The organism is Mycobacterium sp. SMC-8, from assembly GCF_025263565.1.
Lineage (GTDB): Bacteria > Actinomycetota > Actinomycetes > Mycobacteriales > Mycobacteriaceae > Mycobacterium.
The window spans coordinates 2,026,886-2,044,854 of record NZ_CP079865.1; the positions used below are offsets into that span (position 1 = coordinate 2,026,886).

General features: G+C 68.2%; 22 protein-coding genes. 15 read left to right on the forward strand and 7 right to left on the reverse strand.

The window, feature by feature from the left end; translation table 11 throughout:
• Positions 1-29 precede the first annotated feature (29 nt).
• Complete coding sequence (locus tag KXD97_RS09860) at positions 30-692, forward strand: phosphatase PAP2 family protein (protein ID WP_260756539.1); 663 nt, start codon at positions 30-32, stop codon at positions 690-692.
• Here KXD97_RS09860 and KXD97_RS09865 read toward each other — a convergent pair.
• On the reverse strand, positions 646-2,139 hold the full coding sequence (locus KXD97_RS09865) for a bifunctional phosphatase PAP2/diacylglycerol kinase family protein (RefSeq protein ID WP_260756540.1): 1,494 nt from the start codon (positions 2,137-2,139) through the stop codon (positions 646-648). The genes KXD97_RS09860 and KXD97_RS09865 overlap by 47 nt on opposite strands.
• A gap of 62 nt (positions 2,140-2,201) precedes the next feature.
• Here KXD97_RS09865 and KXD97_RS09870 point away from each other — a divergent pair, with 62 nt between their 5' ends.
• From KXD97_RS09870 to KXD97_RS09880, 3 genes are read left to right on the forward strand one after another with little or no spacing between them, the layout of a single operon-like run.
• On the forward strand, positions 2,202-2,798 hold the full coding sequence (locus KXD97_RS09870; RefSeq protein ID WP_260756541.1) for a helix-turn-helix domain-containing protein: 597 nt from the start codon (positions 2,202-2,204) through the stop codon (positions 2,796-2,798).
• Between the two features lie 4 nt (positions 2,799-2,802).
• Positions 2,803-3,618 (forward strand): SRPBCC domain-containing protein, encoded by an 816-nt coding sequence (locus KXD97_RS09875; protein WP_260756542.1) that lies wholly within the window; start codon positions 2,803-2,805, stop codon positions 3,616-3,618.
• A 13-nt stretch (positions 3,619-3,631) separates the two neighbouring features.
• A complete protein-coding gene (locus KXD97_RS09880; RefSeq protein ID WP_260757905.1) occupies positions 3,632-4,297 on the forward strand; it encodes a L,D-transpeptidase in 666 nt (221 codons plus the stop codon).
• A gap of 12 nt (positions 4,298-4,309) precedes the next feature.
• Here KXD97_RS09880 and KXD97_RS09885 read toward each other — a convergent pair whose 3' ends face one another.
• The gene (locus KXD97_RS09885) at positions 4,310-4,768 is read right to left on the reverse strand and encodes a nuclear transport factor 2 family protein (RefSeq protein WP_260756543.1); all 459 of its coding nucleotides are present in this window, start codon (positions 4,766-4,768) and stop codon (positions 4,310-4,312) included.
• 72 nt (positions 4,769-4,840) lie between these two features.
• Between KXD97_RS09885 and KXD97_RS09890 the strand changes: the two genes are divergently transcribed.
• Complete coding sequence (locus KXD97_RS09890) at positions 4,841-6,568, forward strand: Hsp70 family protein (RefSeq protein WP_260756544.1); 1,728 nt, start codon at positions 4,841-4,843, stop codon at positions 6,566-6,568.
• A gap of 180 nt (positions 6,569-6,748) precedes the next feature.
• Positions 6,749-7,702: an L-lactate dehydrogenase gene (locus KXD97_RS09895; RefSeq protein WP_260756546.1), complete on the forward strand. Its 954-nt coding sequence runs from the start codon at positions 6,749-6,751 to the stop codon at positions 7,700-7,702.
• Here KXD97_RS09895 and KXD97_RS09900 read toward each other — a convergent pair.
• The 4 genes from KXD97_RS09900 to KXD97_RS09915 are packed head-to-tail and all read right to left on the reverse strand — an operon-like array spanning position 7,691 to position 10,826.
• A complete protein-coding gene (locus KXD97_RS09900) occupies positions 7,691-8,401 on the reverse strand; it encodes a hypothetical protein (RefSeq protein WP_396884926.1) in 711 nt (236 codons plus the stop codon). The genes KXD97_RS09895 and KXD97_RS09900 overlap by 12 nt on opposite strands.
• Positions 8,402-8,457: 56 nt before the next feature.
• Positions 8,458-9,243, reverse strand: a complete 786-nt coding sequence (locus KXD97_RS09905; protein ID WP_260756548.1) for an SDR family NAD(P)-dependent oxidoreductase — start codon at positions 9,241-9,243, stop codon at positions 8,458-8,460.
• Positions 9,244-9,254: 11 nt separating this feature from the next.
• Positions 9,255-10,487, reverse strand: a complete 1,233-nt coding sequence (locus KXD97_RS09910) for an FAD-dependent oxidoreductase (protein ID WP_260756549.1) — start codon at positions 10,485-10,487, stop codon at positions 9,255-9,257.
• 27 nt (positions 10,488-10,514) lie between these two features.
• Positions 10,515-10,826 carry a DUF3303 domain-containing protein gene (locus tag KXD97_RS09915; RefSeq protein ID WP_260756550.1) on the reverse strand — a complete coding sequence of 104 codons (312 nt, stop codon included), beginning with the start codon at positions 10,824-10,826 and terminating at the stop codon, positions 10,515-10,517.
• A 331-nt stretch (positions 10,827-11,157) separates the two neighbouring features.
• Between KXD97_RS09915 and KXD97_RS09920 the strand changes: the two genes are divergently transcribed.
• The 9 genes from KXD97_RS09920 to KXD97_RS09960 all read left to right on the forward strand — a co-directional run bounded on the left by KXD97_RS09920 (position 11,158) and on the right by KXD97_RS09960 (position 17,111).
• Positions 11,158-11,739 carry a response regulator transcription factor gene (locus KXD97_RS09920; RefSeq protein WP_260756551.1) on the forward strand — a complete coding sequence of 194 codons (582 nt, stop codon included), beginning with the start codon at positions 11,158-11,160 and terminating at the stop codon, positions 11,737-11,739.
• 105 nt (positions 11,740-11,844) lie between these two features.
• Positions 11,845-12,459 carry a response regulator transcription factor gene (locus KXD97_RS09925; protein ID WP_260756553.1) on the forward strand — a complete coding sequence of 205 codons (615 nt, stop codon included), beginning with the start codon at positions 11,845-11,847 and terminating at the stop codon, positions 12,457-12,459.
• Between the two features lie 93 nt (positions 12,460-12,552).
• Entirely contained in the window at positions 12,553-12,882 is a 330-nt protein-coding gene (locus KXD97_RS09930) for a hypothetical protein (RefSeq protein WP_260756554.1), read from the forward strand.
• Between the two features lies 1 nt (position 12,883).
• On the forward strand, positions 12,884-13,888 hold the full coding sequence (locus KXD97_RS09935) for a transglutaminase family protein (protein WP_260756555.1): 1,005 nt from the start codon (positions 12,884-12,886) through the stop codon (positions 13,886-13,888).
• Positions 13,889-13,918: 30 nt separating this feature from the next.
• Positions 13,919-14,494 carry a hypothetical protein gene (locus KXD97_RS09940; protein WP_260756556.1) on the forward strand — a complete coding sequence of 192 codons (576 nt, stop codon included), beginning with the start codon at positions 13,919-13,921 and terminating at the stop codon, positions 14,492-14,494.
• Positions 14,495-14,506: 12 nt separating this feature from the next.
• Positions 14,507-15,238 (forward strand): hypothetical protein, encoded by a 732-nt coding sequence (locus KXD97_RS09945; protein WP_260756557.1) that lies wholly within the window; start codon positions 14,507-14,509, stop codon positions 15,236-15,238.
• 12 nt (positions 15,239-15,250) lie between these two features.
• Positions 15,251-15,835 (forward strand): hypothetical protein, encoded by a 585-nt coding sequence (locus KXD97_RS09950; protein WP_260756558.1) that lies wholly within the window; start codon positions 15,251-15,253, stop codon positions 15,833-15,835.
• Between the two features lie 3 nt (positions 15,836-15,838).
• Positions 15,839-16,318, forward strand: a complete 480-nt coding sequence (locus KXD97_RS09955; protein WP_260756559.1) for a hypothetical protein — start codon at positions 15,839-15,841, stop codon at positions 16,316-16,318.
• Between the two features lie 31 nt (positions 16,319-16,349).
• Positions 16,350-17,111 carry a M35 family metallopeptidase gene (locus KXD97_RS09960; protein WP_260756560.1) on the forward strand — a complete coding sequence of 254 codons (762 nt, stop codon included), beginning with the start codon at positions 16,350-16,352 and terminating at the stop codon, positions 17,109-17,111.
• 8 nt (positions 17,112-17,119) lie between these two features.
• On the opposite strand, the gene KXD97_RS09965 is transcribed toward KXD97_RS09960, so the two are convergent.
• Complete coding sequence (locus KXD97_RS09965) at positions 17,120-17,842, reverse strand: hypothetical protein (protein WP_260756561.1); 723 nt, start codon at positions 17,840-17,842, stop codon at positions 17,120-17,122.
• Positions 17,843-17,969 lie beyond the last annotated feature (127 nt).

The window sequence follows — 17,969 nt, forward strand, 5'->3', positions numbered from 1 at the left end:
CTCAGCACGCCGGTGGTACAGCTTGTCAGGTGAAGTTGCGCACCGGATGGCTGCTCGCCAGTGCCGCCGCCGCCATCGCGGTGTATCTGCTGATGTGGGTGGGATTCGTCCAGGGCTGGCCGTGGCTGGCGGGCATCGACGCCGACGCGCTCGACCCCGCGTTCCGGTTCGGTGAGACCCGCCCCGGGTGGGTGACCGCCTGGGATGTCTTCTGTACCGTCCTCGGCCCCGGGGCGTTCCGCCTGGTGGTACTGATCGTCATCGTGATCGCGCTGATCCGCCGCCACCTCCGGCTCGCGGTCTTCCTGCTGCTCACCGTCGAACTCAGCGGCGTGCTCACCGAGCTCACCAAATACATCGCCGCCCGGCCGCGACCGGACACCGCGATGGTGTCCGCGCTGTCGTCGTCGTTCCCGTCCGGCCACGCCCTCGGAGTCATGGCGTCGGTCGCGGCGCTGTTGACCGTGGTGCTGCCGGTGGTCCGTCCGGTGTGGCGCGGCTGGCTGGTCGCCCTCGGCGTCCTCGTGGTGCTGACCGTCGGTGCCGGGCGGGTGGTGCTCAACGTGCACCACCCCTCGGACGTGATCGCCGGATGGGCTCTCGGGTACGCCTACTTCGTTGCGTGCCTGCTGCTGGTGCCGCCGTTCACGGCAGCGGCCGAAAGACCGGCAGAGCTCGATACTGCGCGCTGAAGGTGGCCTCGGTCACCTCGGTGCCGACCTCCCCGTCGAGGGCCAGCACCGTCGGGCCGTCCACCGAGCGGAATGAGAACTTCGGCACCCGCATCTCGTGGTAGAGCGGACTGCGCTCCAGCCGGCCCAAGATCACCGCGGTCAGGATGCGCAGCCTGCTGAGCCGCTTGCCGGTCTCCAGGATCCGGACGTCCAGCAGGCCGTCGTCCATCCGGGTGCGTCGCGACGGCGCGAAGCCCGACGGCAGGTAGGTCGAGTTGCCCAGGAAGAACAACGACGTCTGCAGGGTTTTGTTGTCGTAGGCGATCCGCACCGGCTGACCACGGCGCAGGGTGTGGAACATGGCGTAGATGCCGGCCAACGGCTTGCCGATCTTGTGCTCCAGCTTCTCCCGGGTGGCCACGAACTGCGGATAGGCGCCGATGCTGGCGGTGTTGACCACCATCTGCTTCTCGTTCAGGCACACCAGGTCCACGCACGACACCGAGCCCTGCTGGATGGTCTGGATGGTCTTCGCCGCCGTGTCGCAGCCGATGTCCTTGGCGAAGTGATTGAACGTGCCCGCGGGGAACACCGCCAGCGGCAGGCCCGCGCCCGCCGCGACCGCCGCCGCCGTGGCGACCGTCCCGTCACCGCCTCCGACGCCGAGCACCTCGGCGCGCTGTGCGGCCGACTTCAGCACCTCCACCACGTCGTCGTCCTCTTCGAGTTCCACGATCTCGGCCTGCGGCAGCGCCTCGCGCACCTCGTCGAGCACCCGCGCACCCGTCCCGCTGCCCGACGCCGGGTTGATGACCAGGGTGACTCCCTTACCGTCCGGCCGGGCGGGCTGCTCGACCCGCAGCGGGTCGGCGGTGGGCAGTCGGGTCTCCACGACCGGCGGGACGACGCGCGCGCCGAGAACCGCGATACCCGCGCCGAGGCCCAGGCCGGCCAGCACGTCGCCGGGATAGTGCGCGCCGGTCGCAACCCGTGACATCCCGACCATCCCGGCCAGCAGCGCCAGCCCCAGCCCCAGCGGCGGGCTCTCCAAGCCGACCCCGACGGCGAACGCGGCGGCGCTGGCCGAATGCCCGGACGGCAACGAATTCGAGGTCGGATATCTGCGTGTCCGCCGCGCGAGCGGAATGATGATCCAGTTCGGCCGCTCCCGCTTCCAGATCCGCTTGGCGCCCTGATTGGTGACCAGGCTCGTCACCCCCAGGCTCAGCACCCCGCGGGCGGCCCCGCGCCGCGCCGCCGGTGTGCCGAACGCCGCCAGCCCGGCGGCGATGGCGAACCACAGCTTGGAGTGGTCGGCGGCCTTGGTCAGCGTTGGCATCACCGCGTCGAGCAACGGGCTCGGCGACTCCGCCACGGCCTCGAAGACTTCGCGGTCCAGTGTGCCGAGGCCGGCCCCGATCTGACGAATCCCACGGCCGCGACGTCGCACAGACAAAAGCTCCATGACGCCCAACCTACGTGGCACCCGCCATTGACAAATAACTTTGTCAAGGTGACGATGGCGACGTGCTGGACGTTGAGGTGATCGCCGACCCGTCCGCGGCGGCGTCAGCGCTGGACCCGATGCGCAGCAGATTGCTGGCGGAACTGTCCGAGCCGGCCTCGGCCGCGGCTCTTGCTGCGAAGGTCGGTGTCGCCCGACAGAAGGTCAACTACCACCTGCGTGCGCTGGAACGACACGGCTTGGTCGCTGCGGCCGGCGAGCGCCGCTGGGGCGGACTGACCGAGCGGCTACTGGTCGCCACGGCCGCGTCCTACGTCGTCTCGCCGGCCGCGCTCGGTCCTGTCGCGGCCGATCCGGGCAGGGCGCGTGACCGGGTGTCGGCGAGCTATCTCATCGCGGTCGCGGCCCGCGCCGTCCGCGAGGTCGGCGACCTGTGCCGGGCGGCCCGCGACAACCAGAAGCGGCTTGCGACGTTGACGATCGACACCGCTGTGACGTTCCGGTCGGCCGCGGACCGAGCCGCGTTCACCGAGGAGCTGGCGCGCGCAGTGACCGCACTGGCCGCGCGCTATCACGACGAAACCGACCCCGGCGGGCGAGCGCATCGCGTGGTGCTCACCGCCTATCCGATGCCGGCCACCGAGCAGAAAAGGACGTAGTCACATGGCATTGAAGAAGGACGGCGACGGACACCGCTGGGTCGAGATGGAGTTTCTTGTACCCGGCACGCCCGAGCAGGTGTGGCACGCGATCGCCACCGGTCCCGGGATGAGTGCATGGTTCACTCCCACGTCGGTCGACGAACGTGTCGGCGGTGCAATCGAATTCGACTTCGGTGGCGGAGTCACCAGCTCTGCGGTGGTCACCGAGTGGCAGCCTCCCAGCCGACTCGGGTACGAGGAGCGTGACTGGAGCGGCGACGCACCGCCGCTGGCGACCGAAGTGGTCATCACCAGTCACTCCGGCGACCGCTGCGTGGTGCGCATGGTGCACAGTCTGTTCACCGGCCGCGACGACTGGGACGACGAGATGGAGACCTTCGAGACTGGCTGGCCCGGCTTCTTCGACGTGCTGCGCGTGTATCTGCGTGACTTCGCCGGGCAGCGCGCCGCCAACGTCTTCGCTGCCGTCGAGCATCCGGGAGACATGGTCCGGGCGTGGTCGGATCTGGCATCCGCGGTGGGTATCGCGGGACTCGACGTCGGTCACCGGTATGCCACCCCGCCGGGCGTTCCCCAGCTTGCCGGCACAGTCGAATGTGTGCATCACACCGCGGAGTTCCGCAACGTGATGGTCCGGCTGGATTCCCCCGCCCCCGGGGTCGCAGTGGTGGGCGGCTGCCTGTCCGGCGACCGGGTGAGACTCTCGGTCACCGTGTACCTGTACGGCGACACCGCGACCGACATTGCAGGCGCAGAAGCGCCGCGCTGGCGGTCATGGATGGCACAGTTGGTGCATGCCGACAGCGTCGCACCCTGACCGACTCCGAAACATGCTGCGCTGCCTGACGGTTGCGCTGGGCGTCGTCGCGCTGCTAGCTGCACCTGCCGCGCCGCGCGTTTCGGCCGAATTCGCGCCGTGGTTCGCAAACTCGGTCGGCCCGGCGACCCAGGTGCTCGCCGTCACCGGCACCGGCGGCTCGGACGCCAAACTCGACGTGTGGGAGCGCACCGCGGCCGGCTGGCAGCCGGTGGCCGGCGGTGTCGGCATCCCCGCCAAGATCGGCGCAAAAGGCATGTCGCCCAACCACTTCGACGGTTCGATGATGACGCCGAAAGGCATCTACACGCTCGACTTCGCCTTCGGCACCCAACCGAACCCCGGCGGCGGTCTGCGCTACGTCCAGGTCGGGCCCAACCACTGGTGGGACGGCGACATGAAGAGCCCCACCTACAACACCATGCAGGTGTGCGACAAGGCGAACTGCCCGTTCGACACCTCGCTGAGCGCCGGCACCGAGAACCTCGACATCCCGCAGTACGCCCACGCGGTGGTCATGGGAGTGAACAAGGAACGCATCCCCGGCAAGGGCGGCGCGTTCTTCGTGCACAGCACCGATGGGGGACCCACCGCGGGCTGCGTGGCCATCGACGACGGCACCCTGGTCAAGATCATGCGCTGGCTGCGGCCCGGCGCGATGATCGCGATCACGCAGTGACCCGTCGGACGATCAGATGTTGAGCGCGCGCCCGGCCTTGACCTTGAAATTCAGCGCCTCCAGGCTCATCGACGCGTCATAGGTGCGGTCGTAACCGGTCTCGCAGATCCGCCAGCCGGCCGGCGTGCGGCGGTAGCGGTCGTGATAGAAGCCGGCGCCGATCAGCATGAAGTTGAAGTCGGGTGCGATCACCCGGTCCTGCAGGTACCAGATCGCGCTGGCCTGGTCACCGTCGACGGTGATCTCCGGGTGGTTGACCCGGTGCTCGGTGAGGATCTCCGGGCCCAGCGAGTTGCGCATGAAATTCACCAGGTCGTCGCGGTTGGTGAAGTGGTGCTCCTCACCGATCGATTCGCCGTAACGGCCGATGACATCCTCGGTGAGCGTGTCGGCGAACTCGTCCCAATGCTTGGTGTCCAGGGCACGGAGGTAGCGGTACTTGACCTGCTTGATGTCATCGATGTCACTCATGAGCGTCATTGCAGCACACGCGGCGGTGCCTCGGTGGTTGCGGTGGGCAAATCGTTTAGGGTGGCCTGAATCATGAGCGATGCGTTGGGGCTGTCCATCGGAACCACCAACCTCGCGGCGGCGACAGTCGGCCGGCAGCCGGTGATCCGGCGTTCAGTGCTCACCCTGTACGGCCACGCCGCCCCCGAGGTCGGTGTGTCCGGCAACCGCCCCGGCGGGGTGGTGCTGTCCGGGTTCGTCGAACGCGTCGGGGACACTGTTCCGCTGGTCGCCCCCGACGGCGCCTCCTACCCGGCCGCACAACTGGTGGTCGAAGCACTCGAAGCCATGGCCGCGCTTGCCGCGCCGCAGCCGCCGTCGGACGTCGCGATCTCCGTGCCGTCCTACTGGGGTGCCGAGGCGAGCGCCGCGCTGGCCGACACGCTGCGGGCCAGCGCCGTGCTGACCCCAGGTGGCGCCGTCCCGCGTCTGATCCCGGACGCCGAGGCGGCGCTGACCGCGCTGAACGCTTACCCGGGCTTGGACCGTCGCGGAGTGGTGGTGCTGCTCGACCTCGGAGGCGGCGGCACCGGCATCACCCTCGCCGACGCCGCGTCGGCGTTCACGATCATCGGAGGGACCGAACGGTTCGCCGAGCTCGCCGGGGACCAGATCGACCAGGCGGTGCTGAGTCACGTACTCGGCGGCGTCGGGGGCGGGGTGGATCCCGAGCAGACGGCGGCGGTCGGGTCGCTGAGCGCGCTGCGTGAGCAGTGCCGCGCCGCCAAGGAACGCCTGTCGGCGCAGACCGCCACCGAGCTGAGCGTTGCCCTGCCGGGCTATCAGGGCGAGGTCCGTCTGACCCGCGCCGAACTCGAAGAACTCATCGCGCGTCCCGTCGACGGGCTGTTCGCCGCGCTCGAGCAGGTTCTGATGCGCGCCGGCATCGGCTGGAACAGCGTCTCGACGGTTGCGCTCGTCGGCGGCGGATCGGCGATCCCATTTGTCGCAGAACAGGTTTCGCAGCGGTTTCGGGTCCCGGTGGTGGCGACGCCGCGTCCCGCGCTCGACGCGGCCGCCGGCGCCGCGCTGATCGCCGCGTACGGACGCAGCGCCCAGACAGCCACCGTGGCCACCCCCGAGCAGGACAGCACGTATGCCTTGGCGTGGTCGCAGGACGACTCGACCGACGACGACGTCGTCCCGTTCACCGGCGAGATCCCCGAACAGCGGCCCAATCCGTATGCGCTGTCCGGCGCCTACGAGACCGAGGTCATCCCGCCGGGCGACGGGGACAGCCACGCCGCGGCCGGTCCGCGGCTGCCGCTGTCGGTCACCGGCGTGGTCGCCGCGCTGGCCCTGCTGGCCGTCGGCGGGGCGGCGATCGCGCTCACGAGCGTGGACACCTCGGAACCCACCACCCCGACACCCGGCAACGTGCCGCTGAGCAGCGCACTGGTGCCCTCGGCCGAGCCCCCTCCCGCCCCGCCCGAGACGGTCACCCTCTCCCGACAGCAGCCGCCCCCGCCGGAGACGGTCGTTCCGCCGGTGGTGACCACTGCGCCGACGGTGGCGCCGACGACCACGACCACGTCGCCGACCACAACCACGACCACGACCACCACGACAACGACGCCGACCACGACGACTCAGCCGACCACCACCACGACGCAGCCGACGACTACTCAGCCGACCACGACCCGCCCGACGACGGTGCCGCCGACGACGGTGCCGCCGACGACCAACCCGATGACGACGACCTACGTGGAGGTGCCGTTCGTGCCGGTCCCCATCCCGATCCCGGTCCCTGACGGCTCCTGAGCTGCGGTTTCGCCGCGTTCTTAGTTCTTCCTGCGGGAAGAAATAGGGATTTCCCCGATTCCTCAGGGGGGTACCCCACGCATATGTTTGCAGCGTCGGTTCGATCGGCTGCGGAGGGGACAGCCGATCGGGCCGATTCTTTTCGTTTGAACCAGCTTTCGTCTGAACCAGAATGTGACCATGCCCGTCGAACGGAACACCAAGGTCTCGATAGTCGGCATGGGCAGCGTGGGCACCGCGATCGCCTATGCCTGCCTGATCCGCGGTTCAGCCGGAGCGCTGGCGCTGTACGACGTCAACGCCGCCAAAGTGCGCGCCGAGGTGCTCGACCTCAACCACGGCAGCCAGTTCGTTCCGCACTGCCGGATCACCGGCTCCGACGACATCGCGGCGACGTCGGGTTCGGCGGTCGTCGTGGTGACCGCGGGCGCCAAACAGAAGCCGGGCCAGAGCAGGCTGGATCTCGCCGCGGCAAACGTCGTGATGGCCCAGACACTCACGCCGCAACTTCTCGAGCACTCGCCCGACGCTGTCGTCGTGTTCGTCACCAACCCTGTCGACGTGGTCACCTTCGCCGCCACCCGCGCCGTCGACGCCGCCCCCGGCCACATCTTCGGATCCGGAACGGTGTTGGACTCCAGCAGATTCCGGTATCTGATCGCCGAACATGCCGACCTGGCCGTCGGAAACGTGCACGGCTTCATCGTCGGCGAGCACGGAGACTCGGAGATCTCCTTGTGGTCGAGTGTGTCGGTAGGCGGTGTGCCTGCCGCGCGGTTCCGCCGCGACGGTGTACCGGTGTTCGACGAGGACAGCCGGCGCCGCATCTCGGCGGAGGTGGTCAACGCGGCCTACGAGATCATCGCAGGCAAGGGAGCGACCAACCTGGCGATCGGGCTGTCGTCGGCTCGGATCATCGAGGCGATACTCGGCGACCAGCACCGGGTGCTGCCCGTGTCCACCGTGCAGCAGGGCGCGCACGGCATCTCCGGCGTGGCGCTCTCGCTGCCCACGGTGGTCACCGCGCACGGCGCAGGCGAGGTGCTGGAGGTGCCGCTGTCGGATTCGGAACTGGCCGGGCTTCAGGCGTCGGCGGGCACCCTGCTGCAAGCGCAGCAGTCGCTAGGACTTTGACTGCCGTTCGATCCAGCGCTGCCCCATCTTCGCCGCCCGTGCCAGCGCTCCGCACTCGCCGAAGTAAGCAGCCAGCGCTCCGATCCCGGGCAGCAAGTTGAGCAGCCGGAACGGCGCACGGGGGTGCGGGCGTTTGGCGACCTCATCGCCGATCGCGTCGAAGAGACCGACGAGGTTCCACACCGCTGTGACGATGCCCGCCGGATTCTGCGGGATCCGGGCCAGGCGACGGTCTGTGCTCGGCTCGTAGACGATCACCGAGAGGTCGCGGTCGCACAGCACCGACGCCAGCATGCGCACCTGGGTGCGGTGATCGGTCACGCCAAGTTCCCGCGCCACCGCGCACAGCACGGTGGCCTGGCTGACGAATCCGAGCAGATCCTGGATCGGCAGCCGGCGGGCCAGGATTCCCAACGCCCCGGGGAACGCGACCGCCACGGTGTTCAGCGCACCGACCCGCCAGACCCACCAGTTGATCCGGTCGTGGGCGTCCATGTCGTCCCAGGACCGGGTGCCGGGAAGGTCGACCGCGTTGAGCAGTTGGCCGATGCCGTCGTCCCGGCGCTTCAGGTCGAGCGGATCGGTGCCCCACAGCACGTCCAGCAGCGGGTTGATGATCCGCACCGCGGCGCTCAGCGCGGCGTCCACCCCGGCATCGGTGATCTGCACCGCGGGTGTCGGGATCGTGCTCGGCAGCATGCTCACGGTTCCTTTGATGTCCGGCGAACCTTCAATTCAAACGTGGGCACCGACAGCTAGAACTTCAGATAACCGCCGTCAAGACGCAGCACGTCGCCGGTGTGGTACGCGCTGGCCGGGCTGGCCAGATAGACCGCGACACCGGCGACGTCCTCGGCAGCGCCCCACCGTCGCACCGGCACACGCGGCAACACCCGCGCACGGAACCGTTCGTCGGTCATGCCCTCGGCGGTCATCTCGGTGACGAACCATCCCGGCGCGATGGTGTTGGCGCGGATGCCGTGCCGCGCGAGCTCGACCGCGAGGCTGTCCATCAGCGAGGTCACCCCCGCCTTGGACGCGGCGTAGGCGGGCTGGCGGGGCATACCCTGCAGCGCGCCCAGGCTTGACACCCCGACCAGGCTGCCGCCGCGGCCGGCCGCGATCATCTGCCGTGCCGCCTCGCGAAGTGTCACGAACACGCCGTCGAGGTCCACCCGCGTCACCTCACGGAACTCCTCCAGTGAGGTGTCCAGCACCGGGGTGAACGTGCCGCGAACTCCGGCGTTGGCGAAACATGAATCGAGATAACCGAACTCGCTGCGGATGCGCGCCATCGCGTCGGTGACGGCCTGCTCGTCGGTGACGTCGCAGACCACCGGCAGCACCGGATTGCCGTGACCGCGCAACGAGGCCGCCGCGGCCTCCAGACGCTGCGTGGAACGGCCGAGGATCGCGACCGTGGCCCCGGCGCGCGCCAGACCCGCGGCCATGCCGAGCCCGAGGCCGGAGCCGCCGCCGGTCACCACGGCCACATGGCCGGTGAGGTCGAACGGGTTGCGCGGCGCGGCGGTGTCGGTCACGGGGGGTGACCCTACGCGGGCGGCCGCCTCGCGAATTCGGGTGCACGCTCGGGGCGGAGCCCGACCCCGACGAGGTAGGCCGGGATGACCGTCAGCCAGGGCATGCGTTCTACCGCGCGCACCAGCCCCGGCGGCGGGCCGGCGAGGTTGCCGCGCAGGATCGGGCCGAGCAGTCGCCGGTCGATCAGGCGCTGCAGGGCCTGGGTCAGTGCGGTCGCGATCACCCGTCGGCGTCGCACCCCGGCCAGCTGCCGCGCGGTCACCGTGCCGGCGCGCAACGGCTCGGCGAGCAACCGGGCGGCGGCCACCCCGTCCTGGATGGCCACGTTGATGCCGACCCCACCCGCCGGCGACATCGCGTGGGCGGCGTCGCCCAGGAACAGCAGCCCATCGCAGTGCCAGCGGCTCAACCGGTTCATCTTGACGTCGAGATGCTTGACCTGGTCGAGATCGGTGATCGTGTCCACCACGGCAGCTGCCTCGGGCAGCAGCGCCCGCACGTCCGCGCGGAACGCATCCAGGCCGCGGGCCCGCTGCGCGGCGTCGGTGCCTTTCGGGATCAGCAGCGCGATCTGCAGGTACTCCTCGCGCGGGATGACGATCATCGCCTTGCCGAGGGCCAGCCGGGGAAACAGCGTGTACATCGTGTCGTCGTCGGGGCGGGGCAGCCGGAACCACCATGCGTCGAAACTGACCGGGAACTCCCGGACCCGCAGTCCGGTCTGCTGCCGCAGCACGGAGTTGCGGCCGTCGCAGGCGATCGTCAGGTCGGCGTGCAGCTCACCGAAGCCGTCGTCGTCCCGGTAGCGGACGCCTACGACCCTGTCCACGTCGCGGATGAGCCCCACGGCCTCGGTGCGCATCCGCAGGGTGAACGTCGGCTCGGCCTCACCGGCCTCGGCGAGCAGATTGAGCAGATCCCACTGCGGCACCATCGCGACGTACGGATGGGGCAGCCGGCGAAGCCGGCCGAAATCGACCATGGTGACGCGCCGGCCGGGCGCCACGTCCACGGTCGCCCGCTGCAATCTGCTGTGGGGCAGCGCGGAGAACTTCGGCCACAGCCCCAACTCGTCGATCAACCGCAGCGTGGTGGGATGCACGGTGTCGCCGCGGAAGTCGCGCAGGAAGTCCTCGTGCTTCTCCAGCACCGTCACCTCGACACCGGCCCGGGCCAGCAACAGCCCCAGCACCATGCCGGCCGGGCCACCCCCCACGATCGCGCAGGTGGTTCGTGTGCTCATCTGGTCATGGTGACAGCCGAACCGTGTTCAGTCGATCGAACTCCGGAAGTCGATGCCCCCCTGGGCGGCCTGCGCCCAGTCGTTCATGTCGACGACGGGATGGATGTTGAAGGTGTTGAACGGCGCGAACTTCATTGTTTCCGTGAGCAGTTCGGTGGCGTTGTCGGTCTCCACGATGGCGAAGCCGCCTTCTCCGTCGATGCGGCCGACGAATTGGTGGAATGTGGTGCCTGCCGGCGGCTGCCATTTGGAGAACAGTTCCAGCGCGCGACGGAGCGCTTCCTCATTCTCCTTGCCCGAGCCGCCGAGCCGCGACGTCCAGGTCATGGCGTACTTCATGGGTAACTCCTCGTTTGAAGCTGAATCAGACGGGCTCGAGTGTGCGCCGGGGGGCGGCGGTGTACTGGCGAACCGGCGAGGCTCGAAGTAGCTAGTTGAAGGGCCAAAAGATAGCTCTTGCAATGTGTTTTAGCTGCCAATGTGACCGGCCCACTCGCCGACTGCGGGTGCGTGGGGGCCCACGTGATCTTGTGGTTTGCCCGGGCGCGCAGCCCGCCGCCGCGGCGGTGGCATTCGGGTTTCCCGGTACCCGCGACAACAGCGTCCCCGGCGGGGCACAATGTAGTCCGTTGATTCGGAGACCCGGTCGGTGACGTCACCAGGGGGGCCCGTGGAGGCGAGAAACGATCGATCCGCCGTCGATGGCCGCCGGGCGATTCGCGTGGCGGTGGTCGACGAGAACCACATCTTCCGCCGTGGAGTTCAAGCCTGTTTGGAGGGCAGCGACGTCATCAGCATCGTGTTCGAAGGGGCGGCCGGACCGGTGCCCGAGGCCGTTGACGTGGTGATCGCCTCCGATCGGACCGCTACCGGAATTTGTTCGGCCAAGCCCACATTGGTGTGCAGCGACGCGCCCCGCCGAGGTGCCACGGCGGGCGCGAACGTGGTGGCCGTGCTGCCCCGGGGTCGACTCACCGAGAGTCAGCTCGGTGCAGCCGTGCAGGCTGCAGCGAGCGGACTCCAAGTCGGTGTCGCCGCCGGCGGGCCGAGCCCCGCGCCGGGCGGCCTGCCCGAACGATCGCTGCACGTGCTGCGACTGTTGGCCGCGGGCTACGGAACCAGAGAGATCTCCGACACCGTCGGGTGCTCCGAGCGGACCGTCAAGTACGCCATTCGCGATGCCGAACGCCACCTGGACGCGCGCAGCCGAGCCCAGGTGGTCGCAGAGGCGATCCGCCAGGGCATGATCTGACGTACCGAAAGGGCAACACCAACGGGCAACCGGTCTGCGGCGATGGCCCGAAGGTACGCACCACAACCCAGTCCGGTGAGCCGTCGATGTTGGTTCAATGGACGGATGGATCGGAGGGTCGCCCTCTGGGTGGATGACTCCAACGCGATCTTTCGGCGGGGGCTCGCGGAGTGCCTGACCACGTCCGGTTTCGAGGTCGTGGGGGAGAGCGCGCATCTGACTCCCTCGCCGGATCTGACCGCCGCCGAGATCCTGCTGCTGGAACTGGACGGCCCGGCGGTGTCGGCGGCACCCGATTTCGTCGCCGCCGGGACGAGGTGTGTGGGGGTGGCAGAGACCGGCTCGGTGGTGTTGATGGAGGGGGCCGTCAAGGCCGGATTCGCGGGGCTGTTGCTCCGTGCGGAGATCACCCCGGCCAGCCTGGTGGCCGCGTGCCGGGCTGTCGCCCATGGGTTGGGCTCGATACCGCCGTCGGTGCTGTCGCCCCTGCTGGGGCACGGGAACGGCGCAGGTTCACTGGGCGATCGTGGTGTGCTCGCCTGCCGAGAGCTCAGCGTGCTGCGACTGCTCGCTCAGGGCAGCACGACCAGGGAGATCGCGGGCGAGCTGTGTTATTCGGAACGCACGGTCAAGAACATCGTGCACGACACCCTCGCCAAGCTTCACTGCCGCACCCGGGCCGAGGCGGTCGCGGTGATGGCCCGGCAGGGTGCGCTATAAGCCGCACCGGTTGCCCCGAAGGTTGCCCGTCGGCCTCTCGTGAAGGGGGCAACGTCTGACTAGCGTCGGTCTCCGGAAGGTAGGAGGCCACATGTGCTCCAGATTCTGCTGGCAGGTTTCGGCGAGGTGGCACGGCGGGGGATCCGCGCGATCCTGTCGTCGCCGGAGCTGGTCATCGATGAATGCGCACTCGAATGTGTGATGACCGTCCTGGTCACCCGGACCCCGAACGCCGTGGTGATCGAAGCCGGGACACGCGATCTCACCCGTGCCGAGCGGGTCGCCGCGGCATGTCCGGCGGTCACCGTGGTGGCGTGTTCGGCCGACGAGGAGACGATCCGCATCTTTCCGAAGTTCTGCGGCGGGCAGTGCCGGGCGCAGCCCTTGAGCGCCGAAGCGCTGCGCGCGAGTGTGTGGAGTTGACATGAGCGTCGCGTGCGCCAACGGTACTGCGCTGGCCGAAACCGAAGCGCCACTGCGGATTACAACGACCCGAATCCCGTCGGGATCACGCGGAACGGATTGGACGGTCGAGCGGATCCGCTCGTTCATCCTCGACGGCGCCAAGGACTTCACGGTACGCCGGAGGGTGGTCGACATCCTCAGAGCTCAACGGATCCGCGCCAGGGACTATCTCGGCGAGATCAAGGCGCTGTTCGAATGGGTGCAGAGCAACATCCGCTACACCCGCGACCCGCACCGCGTGGAGCTGCTGCACTCGGCGCGCAGAATGCTCGAGCTGCGCGCCGGCGACTGCGACGACATGACCATCCTGCTCGGCGCCATGCTCCAATCCATCGGGCATCCGGTACGGATCGTCGTCATCGGCCCGAACCCTCGGCGCCCCAATCTCTTCACCCACGTCTACCCGGAAGTCCGGTTCCGGGGGCGCTGGATCGCCGTGGATGCCACGGTGTCACACCCTATGGGCTGGAAGCCCCGGGCGATCGTGAAGAAAGTCATCTCGCTGCAAAGGAGACCGGGCATGAGCCTGCATGACTTCGACGACGGCCTCGGCCAGTCGTATGGGGCCGCGGATCTGGTGGAGGCGGTGCGGACCATGGGTCTGCAGCCGCGCGATCCGCGGGTGAAGGAGGTTTGGGACGCACTGCGGGCGCGGGGGATGCTGTCCCGCGATCTTTGGGTGCGACGGCTGCTGCTGCGACTCTGGCGGCAAGGGCTGCCGCCGGGCAACCGGCCGCGCAGTGCGGGCCGGCTCGACGCCGTGATACGCGGCTCCGACCAGCCCGGGTACCAGGCACCGGCCGCGTCGGCCTTTTATCCCTCCGCTTACACCTCCGCCACGCCCTACTACCCCCGCGCGCGTTATTACCCGCTTCCTTCATTGTGGCGGCCGGGCTGGGTGCGGCCGCGGCCGGTGCCCGCGCCGGCACCCCGATACTACCGGCCGACGGTACGGCGGCACTGAAAGCCGTACAGAGAAAAGGAGATTCAGACCATGGCACGTGTGACAGGCGTCAAGGAGAAGCTGCACAGCCCCCTTTACGATGCCATTTTCATCAACGAGGGCGAGACGCTCGCGGATGTGATGCGAGATCCGAGCGTCATCCGGTTCTTCGTCGACGTCCAGAACAAGACCAGGCTGGAGACCAATCTGCAGGCGTCCGGGGTGCTTCCGAGCCTCAATACCTTCGAAGCCAGAGCCATGCGTGTAGTCATCAGCGGTCCGAACCCGGACCGCTACGACACCCGTGATCTGTTCATCCCTGAGCTGATCTACGGCTCGGTGGTCTCACTGCTGGTCGGTGAGAAGGAGGCCATCACCGCTCCGACGTACATGTTCCCGTCCGGCGCGGGCGTGCTCGGTGCCAGCGGTGAGATGCCGCTCAGTCACGGTGAGCCCGACCCGCTTTCGACGTTCCGATTCGCCGAGCCGGTATTCATCGACCCGCAGCAGAACTTCCGTGTCGAGATGCTCTTCCCGCGCGGTGTCACTTCGTTGCTGCTCGACGAGATCGGCCCTCGGCATATTTGGGTGGTCCTCGACGGCTACCTGACCCGCGATGTGCAGTGACGGAAGACAGGGATGGCAATGGTTGACAACGGTCTTGACGGATTCGGTGATGAGGAACTGATGACCGTTCAGGGTTTGGACGACGTCGCAGACTACGGTGCGCTCTACCAGGCTCCGGACGGGTCACTGTTCCAGGTGCAGGGATTCGACGACGATCTGCAGAACGGCGCGGACGCGGTACCGGGTGAGGTACGGCTGGGCGACGACGGCAGGTTGTATCAGTGGGTGCAGGGTTACGACGGACTCGGTGATCCGGTCGGCTTCTGGTCGTTGCTGCCCGGCATCGCCAAGACGGTGCTGCCGATGGTGGCTTCCCGCGTCGTGCCCAGATTGCGGCGGTTCCTGGCGCCGGCAGTGCGGCCGGCGCCGGTCGTCCGACGGGCGCCGGTGGCGCCTCCACCCGTCACGCAGCAGGACCCCCAGGTTCCGGTGCCCGACGACACCGGCGAGGATCTGACGGGCTTCGCTGCGCTGTATCAGGCACCCGACGGGGGCCTGTACCAGATGCCGGGTGTCGGTGACGACGAGCTGTACGGCAGCGACGAACTGGACGGCAGCGACGAACTCGACGGCGACGACGATGAACTGCGCGGTACCGAAGGCTACGTGCGGGAGCCCCGCGGGGGTGTGTGCTCGTGCTCCGGCCTGCGGGGGATCGACGCGTATGTCCCCGCCGAGCCACCGCAGACCCCGCAGTTCGTGCGGCCCGTGAACGCGCCCGACATGTGGCGCCCGCTCTGGTAGGAGGCGGCTGACATGCAGGACGAACAGCTGGGAGCGGCACGGCTGCTCGGTCCGCGGCAGGAGCTGCGGACCAACGGGTGGGGAGCGCCCGTGCGGCTCAAAGAGATCCCCTATGACCACGTGGCGGTCTTCACTCTGGCCGGGCGACGGGGCGCGCGGGTCGAGGACGTCATCAACGTCTCCGTCGACGGCGTGCTCATCGCGACGTCGATCGGGTACAGCTTCGTGCCCGCCGAGCCGCCCGGGTCGGTGATTTTCAGTCAGCCGGATGTCAACCAGCTGTTGGCCGGACTCTTCACCGATCCGCGGGTTGGGATACGGGCGCTTGCGGCAAAGGTGTTCGGGATCGACTTCACCTACAGCATCATCGACAGCGGTACCGGCCGCGAACTGCAGAACCGGGCTATCCACAACACCGCCGGGCTCGGCAGCCCGGATGGTCGGCGCCCGTTCCGGCCGATGGCCAAGCCGATGCTGTTTCAGCCCCGGTCCACCATTCGGGTGGTGGTCGACGAGATTTCGGAGGGGCCGCTGTACCAGGGTGCACAGCTGTTCATCGCGCTGCACGGCTACAAGATCCTCGGCGCCGGGACATGACCGATGCCGGTGCACCAGGATTGCGGATGTCCGGGTGCAGGCCAGTGCGAGGTCTGCGACAACCCGCTTGACACGGCGCCGTTCGACAACAGCGCTGTGCTACCCGCCCCCGAACCGGGGCAGGAGATTGTGCTGGCGCGGTACTCGCTGCGGCCCCAATACTGCGGAATACTGCGCTACTTCATGCAATTCACCGACCGGTACGCTGCCGATCCGACCAGGATCCGCACACCGGGTTACCAATGGCAGATTCGTTCCGGGGCGTATCCGCTGGACCCCTATCTGACTTTCGATCACATCATCAATCCGTGGGGTTCTTCGGCTGTGCCGGTGGACATCCGGCTCGCCGAATCGGTAACCATCGAGTTCGTTGTCCGCAATGTCGGCGCCACCGGCACCGACATCCTGTCCGAGGTCGGCGGTCGGATCATCGGACGGCATTGGTACGACACCCGTTTCGGTGGCGCACCGCGGTTGCTGTGAGCCAATCACTGCACTGATTAAGGAGGCGGCCATGTATCTGAGCGATCAACCGGTGCCGGCCGGCATGCAGAAGCTGGTGCACCGGCGCAAAGCCGGACGTGTCGCGGCCGGAATGGCGGGGGTGAGCGCAGAGGATGAGCTGCTGGGCGCCCCGATCTTCGACTTTCCGGCGTGTGCTCCATGTCCGCTGCCGACGGCCGAACAGTGTCTCACCGCGCTGCGGCAAGCGATCGTTCGCGCGATCAGGCTGGCCAACAACGCAGCCGACAAGGTCGATGCCTCGATCAGCGTGGCGCCTGCTGCGCGGGGCGCGGATGCCGTACGCACCGCAAGGATCTTCCGCAGCTTCTTCGGACACGACCCGTCGCGGCCGGTCCCATGGGCCGGCAACGAGGCGTCGGGAGTCAGCGTCGCCAAACGATTGCGGGCGGTGGCCAGGGAGCTCGACGGTGGACGTCGCATCACCTTCGAATGCCGGCCGGCGGTGGCCGGATGCGCAGACAACGATCTGACGTGCTGCACACCGTGCGACAACGCCTGGGTGCATGCGAACGTCGGACGCAACACCGTGGTGCTGTGCCCGATGTTCTGGGCGGCCACCCGAGATATCCGGGCCGGGATCATCATCCATGAGATGTTGCATCTGCTCTACGGGCATCTCCGGGACGTCGGCGAGGGCAGGATCCGGAACGCGTGCTACGAGGCATTCGCGTTGCGGCTGGCGGGGATCACACCGGATCCGTTCGACGTCTGCAACTGCCGGGCCACGCCTTGCCCCGCGGCGGTCTGCTGACGCGCGGTTCACCTCTGGTAGGCGGCGGCGCTTCCCGGCGTGATCGGTCGCAGGGTCGTCGCGTCGACGACGATCTCGAACCGGTTGCCCAACTTGGACATCGTTATCTTCTGGATCGGTGGGTCAAACAGCGGATCGTTGGCCCAGAGCTCGCCGCGCGGCGAACGCCTGACCATCACCCAGTGCCGACCTCCGACGAGATCAGCCAAGACCGGTGAGCCCGCCCTGAGCGCGTCGAGCGCCCGCGCTCTGTCCACCGTGACGACTTTGACGTTGGTGACGCCGTATCGGTCTGCGAGGTCCTGGTTGTATTGCGCCAGCGAGCCCGGATCGGCCGAATGGCTCACGATGCGGCTAATCAGCAGTCGCGCCTCGGTCGGTGTGTCGCCCTTCGACTTTGCCGCAAGGATGTCCTTGTTCAACGCGGCGAGAACCTGGCGATAGGTCGGCTTGGCGATTCCGAATATCGACCGGAGTGCCATGCTCCGCGCGGAACCGAGGCAGAAGCTGCCCGCGGCCTCCGATCGGTCGAACTGCTGCCGCTGCGGTGTGAAGCGCCACGGGGTGCTGCGTCCGGAACGGCCCTGCGGGTCCTTCTTTGTGACCGGGAACCTGGTGTAGTTCAACGGAACTCCCGACTGGTTCTCGTACACCGTCTTCAAGTTCTCCAAGAATTCGGCTTCGCGCGCCCACAGTGAGAACCTGCCGAAGTCCCGGAGGACCGAAGCCACCGTATGTCCTTGCCGCGACTTCGCTCGGTGGCGGACGCTCTCGGCTTTCATCTGCCGTCTGGCGTGCCGGATCGCAGTGTCGATCGCGCTGAGCGGCGTGCGAACAGCCTGGCCGATCTCGGATACG